Origin of the sequence: Photobacterium proteolyticum, from assembly GCF_001939735.1 — a bacterium.
GTDB lineage: Bacteria > Pseudomonadota > Gammaproteobacteria > Enterobacterales > Vibrionaceae > Photobacterium > Photobacterium proteolyticum.
This window is the reverse complement of the sequence record NZ_MJIL01000047.1, coordinates 21,541-41,117: the sequence shown is the minus strand read 5'-3', so window position 1 is coordinate 41,117 and position 19,577 is coordinate 21,541. Positions and strand designations below refer to the sequence as shown.

The window sequence follows — 19,577 nt, the reverse complement described above, 5'->3', positions numbered from 1 at the left end:
ATTATACGTCGAGCCAGGTAGTAAACAGTCGCGACAATATACCAGTCGTCATAATTATCTGTTCATTCAGCGGATATAAAACACACGATTGGTATTAAGTTTTGTAGATTATCAACGAAAGGATAGATCGCATGTCTGAAGTCATGAAAAATGACGTGGACGCACTGGAAACTCAAGAGTGGCTAGCAGCCCTTGAATCAGTCGTTCGTGAAGAAGGTGTAGAGCGCGCACAGTACCTACTAGAGCAAGTACTGGATAAAGCACGTCTTGATGGCGTAGATATGCCAACAGGTATCACTACCAACTACATCAACACCATCCCATCAGATCAAGAACCAGCTTACCCTGGCGACACAACGCTTGAGCGCCGTATCCGCGCGATCATCCGTTGGAATGCTGCAATGATCGTACTACGCGGCTCGAAGAAAGATCTTGAGCTGGGTGGCCACATGGCATCTTTCCAGTCTGCTGCGGCGTTCTATGAGACTTGTTTCAACCACTTCTTCCGTGCTCCGAACGAGAAGGACGGTGGTGACCTAGTCTACTACCAGGGCCACATCTCCCCGGGTATCTACTCTCGCGCGTTTGTTGAAGGCCGTCTGACAGAAGAGCAGCTAGATAACTTCCGTCAAGAAGTAGACGGTAAAGGTATCCCTTCATACCCGCACCCTAAACTGATGCCTGAGTTCTGGCAGTTCCCGACTGTATCTATGGGTCTGGGTCCAATCTCTGCTATCTATCAAGCTCGTTTCCTTAAGTACCTGGAAGGCCGCGGCATGAAAGATACTTCTGAGCAGCGCGTTTATGCCTTCCTGGGTGACGGTGAGATGGATGAGCCAGAATCACGTGGTGCGATTTCATTCGCTGCGCGTGAGAAGCTGGACAACCTATGTTTCCTAATCAACTGTAACCTGCAGCGTCTTGACGGCCCGGTAATGGGTAACGGCAAGATCATCCAAGAGCTGGAAGGCCTGTTCAAAGGTGCTGGCTGGAACGTAGTTAAAGTTATCTGGGGTAACAACTGGGATTCTCTACTGGCGAAAGACACCTCGGGTAAGCTGCTACAGCTTATGAACGAGACTATCGACGGTGACTACCAGACATTCAAGTCGAAAGACGGCGCTTACGTACGTGAGCACTTCTTCGGTAAGTACCCAGAAACAGCAGCACTGGTTGCTGATATGACTGACGATGAAATCTTCGCGCTTAAGCGTGGTGGTCACGAGTCATCTAAGCTGTACGCGGCATACAAGAACGCGGCAGAAACCAAAGACCGTCCAACCGTTATCCTTGCTAAGACTGTTAAAGGTTACGGCATGGGTGAAGCGGCTGAAGGTAAGAACATTGCGCACCAGGTTAAGAAGATGGACATGTCTTCTGTTATGCACCTGCGTAACCGCCTTGGCCTGCAAGACCTTGTTTCTGATGAAGACGTTAAGAACCTGCCTTACCTGAAACTGGAAGAAGGTTCGAAAGAGCACGAGTACCTGCACGCTCGTCGTAACGCACTTCACGGCTACACGCCACAGCGTCTGCCTAACTTCACTGAAGAACTAGTGATCCCAGAAGTAGAAGAGTTCAAGCCGTTGCTAGAAGAGCAAAAGCGTGACATTTCTACGACTATGGCATTCGTTCGTGCGCTAAACGTTCTGCTTAAGAACAAGAACATCGGTAAGAACATCGTTCCTATCATTGCTGACGAAGCGCGTACTTTCGGTATGGAAGGCCTGTTCCGTCAAATCGGTATCTACAACCCGCACGGCCAGCAGTACACACCGCAGGATCGTGACATCGTTTCTTACTACAAAGAAGCAACTTCGGGCCAGGTACTACAGGAAGGTATCAACGAGCTGGGTGCTATGTCTTCATGGGTTGCTGCGGCAACGTCATACAGCACCAACGATCTGCCAATGATCCCGTTCTACATCTACTACTCAATGTTCGGCTTCCAGCGTGTGGGCGACATGGCGTGGATGGCAGGTGACCAGCAGGCGCGTGGTTTCCTACTGGGTGCGACAGCAGGTCGTACTACCCTGAACGGTGAAGGTCTGCAGCACGAAGACGGTCACAGCCACATCATGGCTAACACTGTTCCTAACTGTATCTCTTACGACCCAACGTTCGCTTACGAGGTTGCTGTGATCATGCAAGACGGTATCCGTCGCATGTACGGCGAACAAGAGAACGTGTTCTACTACCTAACGGTTATGAACGAAAACTACGCGATGCCAGCAATGCCAGAAGGCGCTGAAGAAGGCATCCGTAAGGGTATCTACAAGCTAGAATCTTACGCAGGTGATAAGTCTAAAGTTCAGCTAATGAGCTCTGGTACGATCATGAACGAAGTTCGTAAAGCCGCTCAGATCCTAAGCGACGACTACGGTATCGCTTCTGACATCTACTCTGTAACGTCTTTCAATGAACTAACTCGCGAAGGTCAGGACGTTGAGCGTTTCAACATGCTTCACCCAGAAGCAGAGCAGAAAGTACCTTACATTGCACAGGTAATGGGTACTGAGCCTGCAATCGCTGCAACTGACTACATGAAGAACTACGCCGAGCAAGTTCGTGCGTTCATGCCTTCTGAGTCTTTCAAAGTACTTGGTACTGATGGTTTCGGCCGCTCTGACAGCCGCGCGAACCTACGTCGTCACTTCGAAGTTAACGCAGGCTATGTCGTAGTTGCTGCACTGACCGAGCTGGCTAAGCGTGGTGATGTTGAGAAGTCTGTAGTTGCTGAAGCAATTGCGAAGTTCGACATCGACGCTGACAAGATCAACCCGCTATACGCGTAAGAGGTAAATTAAACATGGCAATCGAAATTAATGTACCTGACATCGGTGCGGATGAGGTTGAAGTCACTGAGATTCTTGTTAGCGTTGGCGACAAGGTTGAAGAAGAGCAGTCTCTGATCACTGTAGAAGGCGACAAGGCTTCTATGGAAGTACCAGCTTCTCAGGCGGGTATCGTTAAAGAAATCAAAGTGGCTGAAGGCGACAAGGTTTCTACCGGTTCTCTAATCATGATTTTCGAAGCCGAAGGTGCTGCAGCTGCAGCTGCAGCACCTGCTCCTGTGGCTGAAGCAGCGTCTGCTGCTCCAGCGCCGGCAGCAGCGGCTGAGCTTAAAGAAGTTCACGTACCGGATATCGGCGGTGACGAAGTAGAAGTAACTGAAATCATGGTTGCAGTCGGCGACAGCATCGAAGAAGAGCAGTCTCTTCTTACTGTTGAAGGCGACAAGGCATCAATGGAAGTACCTGCACCATTTGCCGGTACCCTAAAAGAGATCAAAGTAGCGGCAGGCGATAAAGTATCGACTGGCTCTCTTATCATGATCTTCGAAACGGCAGGCTCTGCACCTGCGGCAGCTCCAGCAGCAGAAGCGGCGGCCCCGGCTGCAGCACCAGCAGCGGCAGCTGACAAAGAAGTTAACGTACCTGACATCGGTGGCGATGAAGTAGAAGTGACTGAAATCATGGTAGCTGTAGGCGACATGATTGAAGAAGAGCAGTCTCTGATTACTGTGGAAGGTGACAAGGCTTCTATGGAAGTACCTGCCCCGTTTGCTGGCAAGGTTAAAGAAATCAAGATTGCAGCAGGTGACAAAGTGTCGACTGGCTCGCTAATCATGGTCTTCGAGGTTGCAGGCGCAGCACCTGCAGCGGCACCTGCTCCTGCAGCAGCGCCAGCGGCGGCAGCTCCAGCTTCTACCGGGACGCCGGCCGCAGGCGACTTCCAGGAAAACAACGACTACGCTCACGCGTCTCCAGTTGTTCGCCGTCTTGCTCGCGAGTTCGGTGTTAACCTGTCTAAGGTTAAAGGTACTGGCCGTAAGAACCGTATTCTGAAAGAAGACGTACAGAATTTCGTTAAAGAAGCACTTAAGCGTCTTGAGTCGGGTGCTGCGGCATCTGGCAAAGGTGACGGCTCTGCTCTGGGTCTACTACCATGGCCGAAAGTTGACTTCAGCAAGTTCGGTGAGACGGAAACTAAGCCTCTATCTCGCATCAAGAAGATCTCTGGCGCTAACCTGCACCGTAACTGGGTAATGATCCCTCACGTTACACAGTGGGATAACGCAGACATCACTGCCCTGGAAGCATTCCGTAAAGAGCAGAACGCGATTGAAGCGAAGAAAGACAGCGGCATGAAGATCACTCCGCTAGTATTCATCATGAAAGCAGCGGCGAAAGCGCTTGAAGCATTCCCAGCGTTCAACTCTTCTCTATCTGAAGACGGTGAGAGCCTGATCCTGAAGAAGTACGTGAACATCGGTATTGCTGTAGATACGCCAAACGGTCTTGTTGTTCCTGTCTTCAAGGACGTAAACAAGAAAGGTATCTACGAGCTTTCTGAAGAGCTGATGGCGGTGTCTAAGAAAGCACGTGCTGGTAAGCTGACTGCGGCAGACATGCAGGGTGGTTGTTTCACCATCTCTAGTCTTGGTGGCATTGGTGGTACTGCGTTCACACCTATCGTGAATGCGCCAGAAGTCGGTATCCTGGGTGTATCTAAGTCTGAAATGAAGCCAGTGTGGAACGGTAAAGAGTTCGAACCACGCCTACAGCTTCCACTGTCACTGTCATACGATCACCGTGTGATTGACGGTGCCGAAGGTGCACGCTTCATCACTTACCTGAACGGCTGTCTATCAGATATCCGCCGTTTGGTGCTTTAAGGTTTCACATCCGCAACGCCATGCCTGCAACAGCAGGCATGGAATTGTTGTGTAGCTCACAGGCTATGGCAATATACTTTTCACTTTGTTAACAGGTCTGTAAACTTGTTGGCAATCTGAAAGAAGAATGTACAACAGCAAATAAGTACAACTTACCTGATAGCCTGTTAGGGATAAAAGACTACAACGAGGTCATGATGAGTAAAGAAATTAAAGCCCAGGTAGTGGTGTTGGGTTCAGGCCCTGCTGGTTACTCTGCGGCATTCCGTTGCGCGGACTTAGGTCTAGATACGGTTCTAATCGAAAAATACAGCACGCTTGGTGGTGTATGTCTGAACGTGGGTTGTATCCCATCAAAAGCCCTTCTTCACGTAGCTAAAGTTATTGAAGAAGCGAAGGCGATGGCTGAGCACGGTGTTGTGTTCGGTGAGCCGCAGACAGATATCAACAAGATCCGTGTCTGGAAAGAAAAAGTAATCACTCAGCTGACTGGCGGTCTTGGCGGTATGGCTAAGATGCGTAAAGTTAACGTTGTTAACGGTTACGGTAAATTCACCGGTCCTAACACTATCGTTGTTGAAGGCGAAGAAGGCCAGACAACGGTTAACTTCGACAACGCGATTGTTGCGGCAGGTTCTCGTCCTATCGAGCTGCCTTTCATCCCGCATGAAGACCCACGCATCTGGGACTCAACTGACGCTCTTGAGCTAAAAGAAGTACCTGAGAAGATGTTGGTCATGGGTGGCGGTATCATCGGCCTGGAAATGGGTACGGTTTACCACTCGCTAGGTTCTCAGATCGACGTTGTTGAAATGTTCGATCAAGTGATCCCTGCAGCTGACAAGGATATCGTTCGCGTCTTCACCAAACGCATCAAGAAGAAATTCAACCTGATGCTGGAAACTAAGGTGACGGCAGTTGAAGCGAAAGAAGACGGTATCTACGTTTCAATGGAAGGCAAGAAAGCACCAGCTGAGCCTGTACGTTACGACGCTGTACTTGTGGCAATCGGCCGTGTACCAAACGGTAAGCTGATTGATGCAGAGAAAGCGGGTATCGAGGTTGACGAGCGCGGCTTTATTAACGTTGACAAGCAGATGCGTACCAACGTACCGCACATCCACGCTATCGGTGACATCGTTGGCCAGCCAATGCTTGCTCACAAAGGTGTGCATGAAGGCCACGTTGCGGCAGAAGTTATCTCTGGCAAGAAGCACTACTTCGATCCTAAAGTTATTCCTTCAATTGCCTACACTGAGCCAGAAGTGGCATGGGTTGGTAAGACAGAGAAAGAAGCTAAAGCCGAAGGCATCAACTACGAAGTGGCGACATTCCCATGGGCAGCTTCTGGTCGTGCAATCGCTTCTGACTGTGCAGACGGTATGACGAAGATGATCTTCGACAAAGACACGCACCGTGTGATCGGTGGTGCTATCGTTGGTACTAACGGTGGTGAGCTTCTGGGTGAAATCGGTCTGGCGATCGAGATGGGTTGTGATGCAGAGGATATTGCTCTGACTATCCACGCTCACCCAACGCTACACGAATCAGTGGGTCTTGCTGCTGAAGTATTCGAAGGTTCTATCACTGACCTTCCAAACCCGAAAGCGGTTAAGCGTAAGAAATAATTCTTGCTGCTTCAAAAGATATGAAAAAAGCGCCCCAGGGCGCTTTTTTGGTTTTTGGCAAATATACCAATTTGGATAACTGTCTGATTGGTATTAGTATTGAGAGTCCTTCACGATCTTCTCTCCGTAGATTCCGTTTTGCGGCACCGGCTTGTAGCTAGAGCTGGCGTTACGCATGATACGGATCCCTTCTGCTCCGGCATTGCGTGCAGAGATGATATCGCCGTCTGAGTCACCATAGTACATCTTAATGTTGTGCGCCTTAATGTGCTTGGTTTTGGTATATTCCGTCTTGCTAGAACCAGCAAAAATCACTTTGTGCATATTGTTAATGCCGAATGAATCCTTCAGGTACTGAGTGGAAATTTCACACTCGGATCCGGTGCGGCCGGTGATGAAGTAAATATCGTCGCCACGCTTCTGGTGCATTGTAATCAGCTTCTTGCCGATCTCTTTTGGCAAGCTGAATTTTTCCCATTCACAGTTCATCTTATCCCAGAACTTCTGAGATTTAAGGTAGCTGTAGCCATTTGGCGAGAACACTTGCTGTCCGCGGTAAAAGCCTGGCGAACTGAACAGCACCGTGTCGTCGATATCAAAACCGACTGTCATTGGCTCCTTGCCCTCTAGGCTCTTTTCAATCTCCTCAACCGATACCCAGTGAAGCTGGGCAGGTTCCCCCTGCTGCATGATTTGGATTGAGCTGTACCCGGTTTCGGTACCCGGCAATTTAGGATCGGCGAATACGGAACCCGATGCGAATGCGCAAGCCAGAAGGGAAGAAATTGCAATTTTAGTGAGTTTCATTGTTGGTTTTAGTTATTGATCAAATTGAGCTGCAAAAATACGCCTATGCGACATATTAAAGTTTGGAGGAGGTCACAAAATAATGCCCGTGCGGAATAATGTTATTTTGCGTTTTTAGATGGTTGCGAATTTGATTGTGAAGGCGTAGGGGGAACCCCTCTAGCTTCCCCTTAAAAAGGGGGATCTAGAGGGGGGTTAAAGCCGTTATAGCTTAAATGTCCCTACCATGTCATCCAGACGCTTGGACAGCTCGCGCAGCTCCTGACTCGAGTGGGCAAGTTCGGTGGCGGTATCGGCTGTGCGCTGGGTCGTCTCGTTGATTTCCTCGATATTGCAGTTGATATCGTTGACGACCGTTGACTGTTCTTCGGTAGCCGTTGCAACCTGGGTGTTCATGTCTGAGATCAGGGTGATGCGATCGGCAATAGATACCAGTGCGCCGGATGCCTCGTCGGCTGCCGAGACACCGTCGGAGGTTAGCTGGCGGCTCTGGACGATAGCATTAACGGCGTTGCTGGCTTCTTCCTGCAGGCGGTTGATCATAGTCTGGATCTCGTCTGTCGAGTCGGCAGTCCGGCTTGCCAGGCTGCGTACCTCGTCGGCCACGACGGCAAAGCCACGCCCTTGTTCGCCGGCACGGGCTGCTTCGATTGCGGCATTGAGTGCCAGCAGGTTAGTCTGCTCCGAGATACCGCGGATCACGTCAAGGATGCTACCAATAGCCTGGGTATTGTTGGCAAGAGATTCGATCACCTCGCTGACGTTGGATACATCGTTGGATAGCTGGCTGATGCTGTCGCGTGCCTGTCCGACAACGGCCTGGCCGTTCTGGGTCTCGGATTCGGCATTATGAGCGGCATCGGCGGCCTGTGCGGCGTTGCCGGCAATCTCGTTAACCGTTGCGCCCATTTGGTTGATAGCGGTGACCACCTGAATCGTACGGTCACGCTGGGTGTGGCTGTTATCCAGGGTCAGCTGAGCCTGGGAAGCGACCGACTCTGCAGCACTGCGCAATGAGTTGCCAGTTTCGGCTACTTCACGCACCGAGTAGTGGATTTTGCCGATAAAGGTGTTGAAGCCTTCTGACAGCTGGGCGATCTCATCCTTGCCTTTGATATCGATACGGTGGCGAAGATCGCCTTCACCTTCGCCAAGGTCTTTGAATACAGCAGCAAGGCGTTCGATCGGGCGGGTTATGTTGCTACCGAGCCAGATTGCCATCAGGACAAATACTGCCGCGATAGCGGCTGTCCAGACCATGATTTGGTTGCGTGCCTGGTTCAGTCCGGCAAAGGCTTCTTCCTTGGGTAGTTCGGCGACCACATACCATTCCATTGACGGGATATAGCTGGTGGCAATCAGGGTATCGCTGCCGTTGATAGTCGCTTCGGCAACGTTGAAGTCATCTTTGTTTAGCAGCTGGCGAGAGACCTCGGTGCCGTACAGCTGGTTCAGATCACTGCCGCCCATCTTACTCTTGTCTTTATGCAGACGCACCATGCCGCTGGCATCGGTGAGGTAGACATAGCCAGTTTGTTCGAGCTTGAACTGGTTGATGAACCTGACCATCTCGTCCATAGACTTTGAGAGGCCCGCCATGCCGCGCCCGTTAAGTTGCTGATAGTTAACAAACAGTTTGATCTCGCCGTTCGCTTCCTGGAATACGTTGAGCATTTTGGCGTTGCCGCTGCCGGTAAAGCCGTAGAACCAGCTGTCCTGCTGCTGGTTAAGGCGGCGAAGAAAGCCATTCTGGTTCCAGTAGTTGCCTGTCGTACGATCCGCTACAGACGCGTCAAACAGGTTGTATTGAGTTCTGATATCATTGAGCTGTTTTATCAGTCGATCTTCTTGCTGCGGACGGCCGTTTTCTTTATACATATCCGTAATAAAACGGTTTGTTGCCAATTGTTGCGCCGCGGACTGTAGCAGTGACACTTCCTTGTCGATAGTATTGCGGATCTGCATCAGGTTTGCCGGTAGCTCTGATTCAAGCAAACGGCTTTCTACCACGCTGCGGGCCTGGTTTTGACCAATAGCGCCAACAAGGACTGTTGAGGCAAGTACGGCGAGGATCATCGCCATAATTAGTTTTTGTTTAATGGTGAGCTGGTTGAACTTCATAATGCTAGCTGCTTATCGATATAGTAATGAACGAACTGTTCGTTCATGGAAAAAGTTGCCAATGACCCAAATAAAGCCATCTGTTAGATATCTCTCTCTGTGCATGTATCTGCCGAGTCGTTACATTACTTTAGTGATAATTCTCACATTAATTCAGGTGCTATTCTATCAGCCTGTTTTTGCTGCAGAACGGCCAAAAATTGGTGTTGTGCTAGGTGGCGGGGGAGCCAAGGGGGCTGCCCATATCGGGGTGCTCAAGGCGCTGGAAGATATGCAGATCCCGGTGGACTATATCGTGGGTACCAGTATGGGGGCCTATGTCGGCGGCTTGTACGCGACCGGTATGAGTGCCGATGATATCGAGGCGCTGCTGACGACGGTGGACTGGGGCAAAGGCTACGAAGATCGGGTTCAGCGCAGCGATCGTCGGGTCAGGGAGAAGCAGCAGGAGGACCGCTTTCAGGTTAGTAGTGAAATCGGCTTTGATTTCTGGGAGCTGAAGGTACCCCGTGGGTTTGTCCAGGGACAGAGCATGGGCGAAATCCTGCGCACCACGTCCGGCAACCTGCCAACGATGAAAAGTTTTGATCGGCTGCCTATTCCCTATCGGGCGGTGGCGACCGATATCGAAAACCTGGAGCCGGTTATATTGGCAAGTGGTGACTTGGCCGAAGTGATGCAGGCCAGTATGTCGATTCCGGGGCTACTGCCGCCGATGGAGCTGGGTGACAAGCTATTGGTGGATGCCGGGATCACTAACAACCTGCCTGTTTCCGTCGTCAAGGCGATGGGGGCTGATATTGTGATTGCCGTTGATATCAGTAATGAGTTTAAGCGCCGTGATGATCTCAACAATTACTTTGCCGTGATGGATCAGCTGACCGATTTCATGGTGCGTGATAATGCGACTCGACAGATAAAACTATTAAGTGGCGAGGATGTGTTGATCCGCCCAGATATTCAGGGGATCACGACGGCAGATTTTGAGCAGATGCCAGTGGCATTTGAAAACGGCTATGCGGCTGCCATGGCACTGGAAGAACAGCTCAAAGGCTTGGGTGGCTCTATTTGGTATCAGAATTATATAGACAGCAAACAGCTCAAGCGTCGTACGTTGAACCATCTTGATCAGTTGAAGGTGGATGATATTCAGCTGGTTAACAACAGTCATTATTCGGATCAGGTATTACTGGATCGGCTGGAGCTCGAGCCGGGCTCGCGCATTAGCTCTGAAGAGTTGGCGGAAAGTGTACGAAACCTGTATGCCCTCGATCGTTTCGAACGGATTGACTACCGGATCCAGAGTGAGGAAGGCGAGAATGTGGTGCTGGTCGAGGTTAAGGAGAAGAGCTGGGGACCTAATTTTATTGATCTCCGGTTTGCCCTGGAAGATGACTTCGAAAACAGCACCGATTATTCCATCGGAGTGGCGTTTAATGTGACCGGGCTAAGCGAGGCCGGGGCAGAGTGGCGGACCGAGTTGGAATACGGGACCGACAAACGGATTGCGACCGGGCTGTACCTGCCGTTTATCAAAAATCAGGAATGGTTTAGCCAGATTAGTGCCGAGTATAAAAACTCCGAGAAAAACGTGCCTGCAATTGGTGAGGAGCCAAGCCTCGAAGAAATCGACAGCTTTATTCCGGCGACCTACAACGACACGATTTTGGATGCTTCGTTTGGCTGGCAGCCGGAGCTATGGCAGGAGTTTCGGATAGGTCTTCGCTATATCTATGGCGAGACTGAATTTCCGGGCATTTTTGGTGATCTTGGCAAGGAGAAGCGGGAAAGCCAGATTGGATATGTGAGTTATACCCTCGATACCCTGGACGAGTTTATGCTGCCGAAACGCGGAAATTTGTTACAGGTCGAGCTTGCCGCATCGGATGACAACAACGAGTTTTTGGGGCTGGAGCTGACCGATCTTGCTCTTCATATCGACGCCAAATGGAAAGGTGCCTATACGATCGGCGATCATACCCTCATGGGCAAGGCCGAGATAGGCAGAGTGAAGTCGGATGAAAACCTAAGCCTGGATCCCAAAGAGCTCGGCGGCTTTTTGAACCTGTCGGGGATCCCGAAAAACAGCCTGTCCGGCAACAACAAACTCTTCGGTGCCCTTGTATACCGTTACCATCTGCTGGAGCAGGATTTTGGGCTGTTTAATTCGACGGTGTATGTCGGCAGTTCTGTAGAATGGGGCGGGGTATATAACGATAGCGATATCCCGCTCAACGAAGCCCCGATGTATTGGGCCGGCAGTGTGTTCTCCGGTATTACGACGCCATTCGGGCCGCTTATCTTCGCATACGGCCAGACGGAGCAGAATAACAATGCCTATTACCTGTTCTTTGGCGCGGCGCTATAAGGCTAAAGTCGTAGGCGCTACGTCATAATTATGCTCAAAGTGTGAATGTTGTAAAAAGAGGGTGATTTTTAATTTTAAGTTAAAAATGGTATGCTGGCTGGACGGTTTTGGTCTGTTCTGCCTGTAGTGTGCGCTTAGTAAGAAGAATGACAGGGCGCACTGTGCAGAATGGATCAATCACTTCCAAGGATGTTTGGCCACTAGGCTAAACCGAAATAAGAGGAATATGTCGTGCTTGAAGCCTACCGTAAACACGTCGAAGAACGTGCTGCAGAAGGAGTTGTTGCTAAACCACTCGATGCTGAGCAGGTTGCAGCTCTGGTTGAGCTCCTGAAAAATCCACCAGCGGGTGAAGAAGCCTTCCTGCTGGATCTGTTTGAAAACCGTATTCCCCCTGGTGTTGATGAAGCGGCGTATGTGAAAGCCGGTTTCCTCGCAGCTCTAACCAAAGGTGAGGCTGCATCCCCGATTGTCAGCAACGCAAAAGCGGCTGAGCTATTGGGCACCATGCAAGGTGGTTACAACATTGAACCGCTGATTGCACTTCTTGATGATAGCGAGCTTGCTCCTATCGCCGTTAAAGCCCTTTCTCATACTTTGCTGATGTTCGATGCTTTCTACGATGTAGAAGAGAAAGCCAAGGCAGGTAACGAATTTGCCAAGCAAGTTATTCAGTCATGGGCTGATGCCGAATGGTTCCTGTCTAAGCCTGAACTGGCTGAAAAAATTACCCTGACAGTGTTTAAGGTTACCGGTGAGACTAACACCGATGATCTGTCTCCGGCCCCAGACGCCTGGTCGCGTCCGGATATCCCGTTGCATGCCTTGGCGATGCTGAAGAATGAACGTGAAGGCATAGAGCCTGAGCAGCCAGGTGCGATTGGCCCGGTTAAGCAAATTGAAGCGCTTAAGGAAAAAGGTCACCAGCTGGTTTATGTCGGTGATGTTGTCGGTACCGGTTCATCCCGTAAGTCGGCGACTAACTCAGTATTGTGGTTCATGGGTGATGATATCCCGAATGTACCGAACAAACGTGCTGGGGGTTATGTTCTGGGCGGTAAGATTGCCCCAATTTTCTTCAATACGATGGAAGATGCCGGTGCCTTGCCAATCGAAGTCGATGTCACTGCGCTTAACATGGGTGATGTGATTGATGTCTACCCGTACAAAGGCGAAGTTCGTCGCCATGATAGCGATGAGCTGGTATCGACATTTGAACTGAAGACCGATGTTCTGATTGACGAAGTGCGTGCCGGTGGCCGTATTCCGCTGATCATTGGCCGTGGCCTGACAGATCGTGCCCGTCAGTCACTTGGTCTGGTATCTTCTGATGTGTTCCGCCGTCCGGGCGCCGTAGCCGATACCGGCAAAGGTTATAGCCTGGCGCAGAAGATGGTCGGTAAGGCCTGTGGTGTCGAGGGCGTTCGCCCGGGCACCTATTGTGAGCCTAAGATGACCACTGTTGGTTCTCAGGATACGACCGGTCCAATGACCCGTGACGAGCTAAAAGATCTGGCTTGTCTGGGCTTCTCTGCCGAACTGACTATGCAGTCGTTCTGTCACACGTCGGCTTATCCGAAACCGATTGATGTTAATACCCACCATACGCTACCTGACTTCATCATGAACCGTGGTGGTGTTTCTCTGCGTCCGGGGGATGGTGTTATCCACTCCTGGCTAAACCGTATGCTACTGCCTGATACTGTTGGTACCGGCGGTGACTCTCATACCCGCTTCCCGCTGGGTATCTCGTTCCCGGCCGGTTCTGGCCTGGTAGCGTTTGCTGCAGCAACCGGTGTGATGCCGCTTGATATGCCGGAATCTATTCTGGTTCGCTTCAAGGGCGAGATGCAAGAAGGGATCACTTTGCGTGATCTGGTTCATGCCATCCCTTATTATGCGATCAAGCAGGGTCTGCTAACGGTTGAGAAAGCCGGTAAGATCAACGAATTCTCCGGTCGAGTACTGGAAATTGAAGGCGTTGAGCACCTGACTGTCGAGCAGGCATTCGAGCTGTCTGATGCCTCGGCTGAGCGTAGTGCAGCGGGTTGTACTGTTAAGCTATCTGAAGACTCGATTGCCGAGTACCTGAATTCCAACATTGTGATGCTTAAGTGGATGATCTCCGAAGGTTATGGCGATCGCCGTACCATCGAGCGCCGTATTACTGCGATGGAAGAGTGGCTGGCCACCCCTGAGCTGATGGAAGCTGATAAAGATGCTGAGTATGCGCATGTGATCGAAATCGATCTGGCTGAAATCAACGAGCCAATCCTGTGTGCGCCGAACGATCCTGATGATGCCCGCCTGCTGTCTGAAGTGCAGGGCACAGAGATCGACGAAGTCTTTATCGGATCTTGTATGACCAACATCGGTCACTTCCGTGCGGCAGGTAAACTGCTTGAGAAGTTCGGTGGTCAGTTGGATACCCGTTTGTGGGTTGCGCCACCAACCAAGATGGATAAGGATCAGCTGACGGAAGAAGGCTACTACGGCATCTTTGGTCGCGCCGGGGTGCGTATCGAAACGCCGGGATGTTCGTTGTGTATGGGTAACCAGGCCCGTGTTGCGGATAAAGCGACGGTGATGTCGACCTCGACCCGTAACTTCCCGAACCGTCTGGGTACCGGTGCCAATGTGTATCTGTCTTCAGCCGAGCTTGCAGCAGTAGGTGCTATCCTGGGTCGCATTCCGACCAAGGAAGAGTACCTGGAGTATGCGAAGCAGATTGATGCAACAGCTGCGGATACCTACCGCTACCTGAACTTCCATCGTATGGATAGTTACACCAAGAAAGCGGATGATGTGATTATTCAGGCTGCGGTTTAAAAGCCGGAAGAACGGGTTCTGGGAAATACAAGACCCAGGAAAAGCCAAATAGTCATATTTTAATATAAAAGGGGTAAGTCAGTTTCTGACTTACCCCTTTTCTCTAACCAAATTCTGTAGACCCTAGACCCTAGACCCTAGACCCTAGACCCTAGACCCTAGACCCTAGACCCTAGACCCTAGACCCTACCGTTATCATTGCCGCGATGTTGCGTGCCGTCACCTGGACATTGAATGCCGCTTCTTCCAGAGCCTCGCTCAGGGCCATCGCACGTGGTACGACGCTGAAGACGGCATCGATACCGTGGTCGTAGACCACATCACAATCATCAGACAGGCTACCGGCAATCCCGATCACCGGAATATCGTATTTTTTCGCACTGCGAGCGACGCCAATCGGGGTCTTGCCGTGAATAGTCTGGCTGTCTATTCGTCCTTCGCCGGTAATAACCAGATCAGCATCGGCGACGGTGCCGGCCAGGTTGACCGCATCCATAACGATATCGATCCCCGGACGCAGGCTGGCATCGAGCAGGCCAATCAGGGCGGCACCAAGGCCACCGGCAGCACCGGCACCGGCTATATCTTTAACGTCACGATCCAATTGATCTTTGATGATGCCTGCGTATCGGGCAAGGTTGCTGTCGAGCTGCTGAACCATCTCGGCAGTGGCCCCTTTTTGCGGGCCGAAAACGTGGGAAGCACCTTTGGGGCCGCACAGCGGATTATCGACATCACAGGCGACTTCCAGTTTTATACCGTCCAGGCGAGGATCAAGCTTACTGGTGTCGATAGTGACAAGCCGGGCGAGTTCACCGCCGCCATAACCGAGCTCTTTGCCTTCGGCGTCCAGCATTTTTATCCCGAGTGCCTGGGCCATTCCGATCCCGCCGTCGTTGGTGGCACTGCCGCCGATCCCGACAATAATATGCTCTACGCTCTTGTCGAGAGCTGCTTTGATCAGCTCCCCGGTGCCAAATGTCGTGGTCAGCAGCGGGTTACGTTGTTCAGGAGATACCAGATGCAGGCCGGAAGCGGCTGCCATTTCGATGACTGCGGTTTTTCCGTCACCCATTAACCCGTAAAAACCGTCGACCTGTTCACCGAGTGGGCCAGTTACCTGTTGTTTGATAATCGAGCCGTCAGTGGCATCAACCAGTGACTGAACGGTCCCTTCGCCGCCGTCAGCCATCGGTAGCTTGTGGTACTGGGCATCTGGCAGCACTTGCCGAAATCCTGCCTCAATGGCAGTGGCGACTTCCATCGCCGTCAGGCTTTCTTTGTATGAGTCAGGGGCAATTACAATTTTCATGGTGAGAAACCTCCAGGCCAGCGGGTGGGCAGCATTGTCGCTTGAGGAAGGCTCTGGCAGCCTTGCAAGCGATCTTAAATAGTCATTAGCGTAAACTGTACCTGTTCAGGTGAATGAATTCTTTGGCTGAAAAGACAGATAATCAGTGTTCTTATGCCTTAAATTTGTGCGTTTGCACAATATTGCCTAATGGGTGTGGCTGATGACTGCCAGATACAAACGTGTTTTTTCACTTATATCGCTGAATCTTAATGATGTTACCTGCTCAATCTTGTCCAGCCGGTAGCGCAGGGTGTTGCGGTGGATATGTAAGGATTCGCACGTTTGGGCCAAATCACAATTGTGGCCAAAATAAGCCTTGATCGTTTTGAGCAAGATACCGCGAGGATCGTTTTTTTGCAGCTCTAGCAGGGGATGGCGTAGTTGCTCGTAGCGCCAGCTATCATCTTGAAGGGAACTGAGCAATACCGGCAGGATATGATCTTGATAGAACACAACCGTATTTTTCCCGCCAGGTGAGCCGGAATGGCTTTCCATGGTCGCCTTGGCCGTCTGGTAGGATTTAGACCAGCCTTCCAAACCGGAAAAATAGTCGCCCAGCGCCATTTGAGTGGTAAAACCGTTTTCTTTGGCAAGGCTTTTTAGCAGTTTGTTGATCTGTTTTTGTGCCAGGGGCTTAGACCAGCCATCAGCATCAAGTGAGAGCGGCAGCAGAACCACAACTTCGTTCATCGAAACGGACGAGATACCGACAAGATTGTTGTGCTCTGGTTGTTCAAGCAACTGGACTAGACGCTGCAGGTGTTCGGTAGACAGGCTCTCCCCCTGGGTGGGAAAGGCTTGGACAATAGCGGCAACACGCGGTTGGGACAGATCCAGAGCCAGGCGCTCGGCGATAGCAAGCCGCTGGTTTTCGCTGAGCCCATCCCCCTGGATCAACTGCAATACCAGTTCTTCGCGGTGGCGCTTGTTCCATTGAAGTTTGGACATCAGCGCCTGGTGCTCGACAATCAGCTCGGCGGCCATTTTGACCAGTTCGCCGTAGCTGCGTACTTGTTCGGGCTCTCCCGAGATCCCGACGACGCCAATTGTCTGATCCTGAAAAACAATCGGCAGGTTGATCCCCGGTTTGACTCCCTTGAGCTGCCCGGACATTGCGGTGTCTATCTCGACAACCCGATTATCATCAAGGGCGAGAACGGCACCTTCGTGACGTTGGCTGAGGCGGTTCGGATCACTCGAGCCGATGATTCTGCCATGTTCATCCATCACATTGACGGAATAGCGAATGATTTGCTTGGCGCGTTCGACAATCTGTCGGGCAATGGTGGCATTTAGTTGCATTCTTGTTCCAGATCCTGACAATGTGCGGACTTTATTGCGATTGGCTCCGAGCTAAACTCGGCTCCGGCCTGTAAGCGGGCGAGTTGCGGCGTATTTTTATTGTACCAAGCTTATCCAGTTGCTGGGTACAGAATGATGACAGAGAGGGTAGCTATGGACTACGAATTTAAGAAAAATACCCTGGACGGTAGCTATCACGCCATTTTTTCTATGGGCCACGAGGCTCTGGGGCGCTGGTTAATCGACGAAGTGGGAAAAGACTTTTCTACGATCGATGCGATTTTGGCCCAAATTGGTGTGCTGAAAAACAGCACCCGTGAATGGCGGCTGGTGGGAGAGGATCTTACCCTGAGCCTGCAGGACAATGAAGCGCTTGTTCAAGCTAACTATCTGTTTTCTGAAGACGATACCGAGCTAGATGAAGACATGAATTTTTATGATGACGAATGTATGTCTCTGTGTGGATTTGAGGATCTCGAGCAGATGTTGCATGCCTGGCGTGCATTTGTCACCCGCTTCTGACGGCTATCGTCTGACTCTGCACAATTTGCTTCTTTTCAGTGAAAGGGCTGCACCATAAAGGTGCGGCCCTTTTTTGTTGTTTTTAACAAATTTATATAAGCTACTGAAATATAACAAAATAAAAAGTTGGCATAAAGCTTGTTTGTTAACCAACTGTAATCGGAAAGGAATTCAGAAGATTAGGAGCAGGCAATGAAATTGATAAACGCAATCATTAAACCATTTAAGTTGGATGACGTCCGAGAAGCACTGGCAGATGTCGGTGTCGAGGGGATGACTGTCTCTGAGGTCAAAGGATTTGGCCGTCAGAAAGGTCACACCGAGCTATACCGCGGCGCAGAATATCAGGTGGACTTTCTGCCTAAAGTGAAGCTGGAAATTGCGACTCAGGCAGAGAACTTGGAAGCCATTGTAGAAGCCATTTCGAAAGCGGCCCAAACCGGAAAAATTGGTGACGGTAAGATTTTTGTTTATGACCTTGATCATGCCGTACGAATCCGTACCGGTGAAACAGATCTAGAAGCCTTATAAGAATTGGACGAATAGGGGATGATGACCATGGAACTATCAACAACGGTAACAGAGCTGCGTTATGCACTCGATACTTTCTTTTTCTTGATGTCAGGTGCGCTGGTGATGTGGATGGCGGCAGGCTTTGCGATGCTGGAAGCCGGTCTGGTTCGCTCGAAGAACACCACAGAGATCCTGACCAAAAACGTCTGCCTGTATGCGATTGCTTGTACTATGTACCTGCTAGTGGGCTATAACATCATGTACGTCGATAACGGTGAAGGTGGCTGGCTGCCATCGTTCGGTGCCCTGATAGGCTCCCAGGCCGAGGGCGCGGATCACTCGCTGGAATCTGATTTCTTCTTCCAGGTGGTGTTTGTGGCAACAGCAATGTCGGTGGTATCCGGTGCCGTGGCCGAGCGTATGAAACTATGGTCGTTCCTCATTTTCTCAGTCATTTTGACGGCCTTTATCTATCCGATGGAAGGATACTGGACATGGGGCGGTGGCTTCTTGTCAGAAGCAGGCTTCAGTGACTTTGCTGGCTCGGGTATTGTTCATATGGCCGGTGCGGCCGCAGCTTTGGCAGGTGTGCTATTGCTGGGTGCCCGTAAAGGTAAATACGGCAAGAACGGTTCAATCAACCCAATTCCCGGTTCGAACATGCCGCTGGCAACTCTGGGTACCTTTATCCTGTGGTTCGGTTGGTTCGGGTTCAACGGCGGTTCGCAGCTGATGGTATCAGATTTTGAAAATGCAACGGCAGTGGGCCAGATCTTCCTTAACACTAACGCCGCAGCGGCAGCCGGTGCTATCGCAGCGCTGGCAGTGTGTAAGACAACTTGGGGCAAAGCGGATTTGACCATGGTACTGAACGGTGCCCTGGCTGGTCTGGTTGCCATCACTGCTGACCCGTTATCTCCATCACCAATGTCTGCGGTTGTTATCGGGGTGGTATCCGGTGCGCTGGTTGTGTTTAGCATCATTGGCCTGGATAAAATCAAAATTGATGACCCTGTCGGTGCTATCTCGGTCCACGGTGTGTGTGGGTTCTTCGGTCTGATGGTGGTGCCATTCAACAATGCAGATGCCACGTTCGGTGCTCAGCTACTGGGTGCAGCAGTTATCTTCGGCTGGGTATTCGCAACAAGCTTCGCGGTGTGGGCGGTACTGAAAGCCACCATGGGTATCCGTGTGACGGAAGAGGAAGAAATGGCGGGAATGGATCTGCATGACTGTGGTATTGATGCCTACCCTGAATTTGTTAGCGTAAAATAAGGCTAAATCTTAATATGCAGTCACGTGTATTAAGTGTGATACAACTTATTGATAAGTTGCTGAATAACTAAGAAACCAGTAACATACATTTAGTTCACATCTTTAAAAAATGCTGCCATTTGGCAGCATTTTTTTTGTGTTTAATTGTAACCACGCATTGTTTTAGCGTCGTGCTACAGT

General features: G+C 50.8%; 12 protein-coding genes. 8 read left to right on the top strand and 4 right to left on the bottom strand.

All coding sequences use genetic code 11. From position 1 onward, the window contains the following. Positions 1-131 precede the first annotated feature (131 nt). The 3 genes from aceE (at position 132) to lpdA (ending at position 6,306) form a co-directional block, all read left to right on the top strand. Positions 132-2,795, top strand: coding sequence for a pyruvate dehydrogenase (acetyl-transferring), homodimeric type (aceE, locus tag BIT28_RS03955; protein ID WP_075762342.1), 2,664 nt, complete (start codon positions 132-134; stop codon positions 2,793-2,795). A 14-nt stretch (positions 2,796-2,809) separates the two neighbouring features. Then, complete coding sequence (gene aceF / locus BIT28_RS03950) at positions 2,810-4,678, top strand: pyruvate dehydrogenase complex dihydrolipoyllysine-residue acetyltransferase (RefSeq protein ID WP_075762341.1); 1,869 nt, start codon at positions 2,810-2,812, stop codon at positions 4,676-4,678. A 197-nt stretch (positions 4,679-4,875) separates the two neighbouring features. After that, positions 4,876-6,306, top strand: coding sequence for a dihydrolipoyl dehydrogenase (gene lpdA / locus BIT28_RS03945; RefSeq protein ID WP_075762437.1), 1,431 nt, complete (start codon positions 4,876-4,878; stop codon positions 6,304-6,306). A gap of 93 nt (positions 6,307-6,399) precedes the next feature. Here lpdA and aphA read toward each other — a convergent pair whose 3' ends face one another. Both aphA and BIT28_RS03935 read right to left on the bottom strand, forming a co-directional pair. Further along, the gene (gene aphA, locus BIT28_RS03940) at positions 6,400-7,113 is read right to left on the bottom strand and encodes an acid phosphatase AphA (RefSeq protein ID WP_075762340.1); all 714 of its coding nucleotides are present in this window, start codon (positions 7,111-7,113) and stop codon (positions 6,400-6,402) included. A gap of 204 nt (positions 7,114-7,317) precedes the next feature. Continuing rightward, the gene (locus tag BIT28_RS03935; RefSeq protein WP_075762339.1) at positions 7,318-9,234 is read right to left on the bottom strand and encodes a methyl-accepting chemotaxis protein; all 1,917 of its coding nucleotides are present in this window, start codon (positions 9,232-9,234) and stop codon (positions 7,318-7,320) included. Positions 9,235-9,295: 61 nt separating this feature from the next. Here BIT28_RS03935 and BIT28_RS03930 point away from each other — a divergent pair, with 61 nt between their 5' ends. Continuing rightward, positions 9,296-11,602 carry a patatin-like phospholipase family protein gene (locus BIT28_RS03930; RefSeq protein WP_075762338.1) on the top strand — a complete coding sequence of 769 codons (2,307 nt, stop codon included), beginning with the start codon at positions 9,296-9,298 and terminating at the stop codon, positions 11,600-11,602. Positions 11,603-11,833: 231 nt separating this feature from the next. Then, positions 11,834-14,431, top strand: coding sequence for a bifunctional aconitate hydratase 2/2-methylisocitrate dehydratase (gene acnB / locus BIT28_RS03925; protein WP_075762337.1), 2,598 nt, complete (start codon positions 11,834-11,836; stop codon positions 14,429-14,431). A 172-nt stretch (positions 14,432-14,603) separates the two neighbouring features. On the opposite strand, the gene BIT28_RS03920 is transcribed toward acnB, so the two are convergent. Together BIT28_RS03920 and BIT28_RS03915 are read right to left on the bottom strand one after the other, a co-directional pair. Beyond that, positions 14,604-15,743, bottom strand: coding sequence for a glycerate kinase (locus BIT28_RS03920; RefSeq protein WP_075762336.1), 1,140 nt, complete (start codon positions 15,741-15,743; stop codon positions 14,604-14,606). Positions 15,744-15,929: 186 nt separating this feature from the next. Continuing rightward, a complete protein-coding gene (locus BIT28_RS03915; RefSeq protein ID WP_075762335.1) occupies positions 15,930-17,087 on the bottom strand; it encodes a sugar diacid recognition domain-containing protein in 1,158 nt (385 codons plus the stop codon). 153 nt (positions 17,088-17,240) lie between these two features. On the opposite strand from BIT28_RS03915, the gene BIT28_RS03910 reads away from it, so the two are divergent. From BIT28_RS03910 to BIT28_RS03900, 3 genes are all read left to right on the top strand, one after another. Beyond that, positions 17,241-17,609, top strand: a complete 369-nt coding sequence (locus BIT28_RS03910; protein WP_075762334.1) for a YacL family protein — start codon at positions 17,241-17,243, stop codon at positions 17,607-17,609. Positions 17,610-17,801: 192 nt separating this feature from the next. Continuing rightward, positions 17,802-18,140: a P-II family nitrogen regulator gene (locus BIT28_RS03905; RefSeq protein ID WP_075762333.1), complete on the top strand. Its 339-nt coding sequence runs from the start codon at positions 17,802-17,804 to the stop codon at positions 18,138-18,140. Positions 18,141-18,167: 27 nt separating this feature from the next. After that, on the top strand, positions 18,168-19,397 hold the full coding sequence (locus tag BIT28_RS03900) for an ammonium transporter (RefSeq protein ID WP_075762436.1): 1,230 nt from the start codon (positions 18,168-18,170) through the stop codon (positions 19,395-19,397). The last annotated feature ends 180 nt before the right edge of the window (positions 19,398-19,577 follow it).

Coding starts and splice junctions, on each gene's coding strand:
- aceE (WP_075762342.1), top strand. CDS start 132: ATGTCTGAAGTCATGAAAAATGACGTGGACGCACTGGAAACTCAAGAG.
- aceF (WP_075762341.1), top strand. CDS start 2,810: ATGGCAATCGAAATTAATGTACCTGACATCGGTGCGGATGAGGTTGAA.
- lpdA (WP_075762437.1), top strand. CDS start 4,876: ATGAGTAAAGAAATTAAAGCCCAGGTAGTGGTGTTGGGTTCAGGCCCT.
- aphA (WP_075762340.1), bottom strand. CDS start 7,113: ATGAAACTCACTAAAATTGCAATTTCTTCCCTTCTGGCTTGCGCATTC.
- BIT28_RS03935 (WP_075762339.1), bottom strand. CDS start 9,234: ATGAAGTTCAACCAGCTCACCATTAAACAAAAACTAATTATGGCGATG.
- BIT28_RS03930 (WP_075762338.1), top strand. CDS start 9,296: ATGACCCAAATAAAGCCATCTGTTAGATATCTCTCTCTGTGCATGTAT.
- BIT28_RS03920 (WP_075762336.1), bottom strand. CDS start 15,743: ATGAAAATTGTAATTGCCCCTGACTCATACAAAGAAAGCCTGACGGCG.
- BIT28_RS03915 (WP_075762335.1), bottom strand. CDS start 17,087: ATGCAACTAAATGCCACCATTGCCCGACAGATTGTCGAACGCGCCAAG.
- BIT28_RS03910 (WP_075762334.1), top strand. CDS start 17,241: ATGGACTACGAATTTAAGAAAAATACCCTGGACGGTAGCTATCACGCC.
- BIT28_RS03905 (WP_075762333.1), top strand. CDS start 17,802: ATGAAATTGATAAACGCAATCATTAAACCATTTAAGTTGGATGACGTC.
- BIT28_RS03900 (WP_075762436.1), top strand. CDS start 18,168: ATGGAACTATCAACAACGGTAACAGAGCTGCGTTATGCACTCGATACT.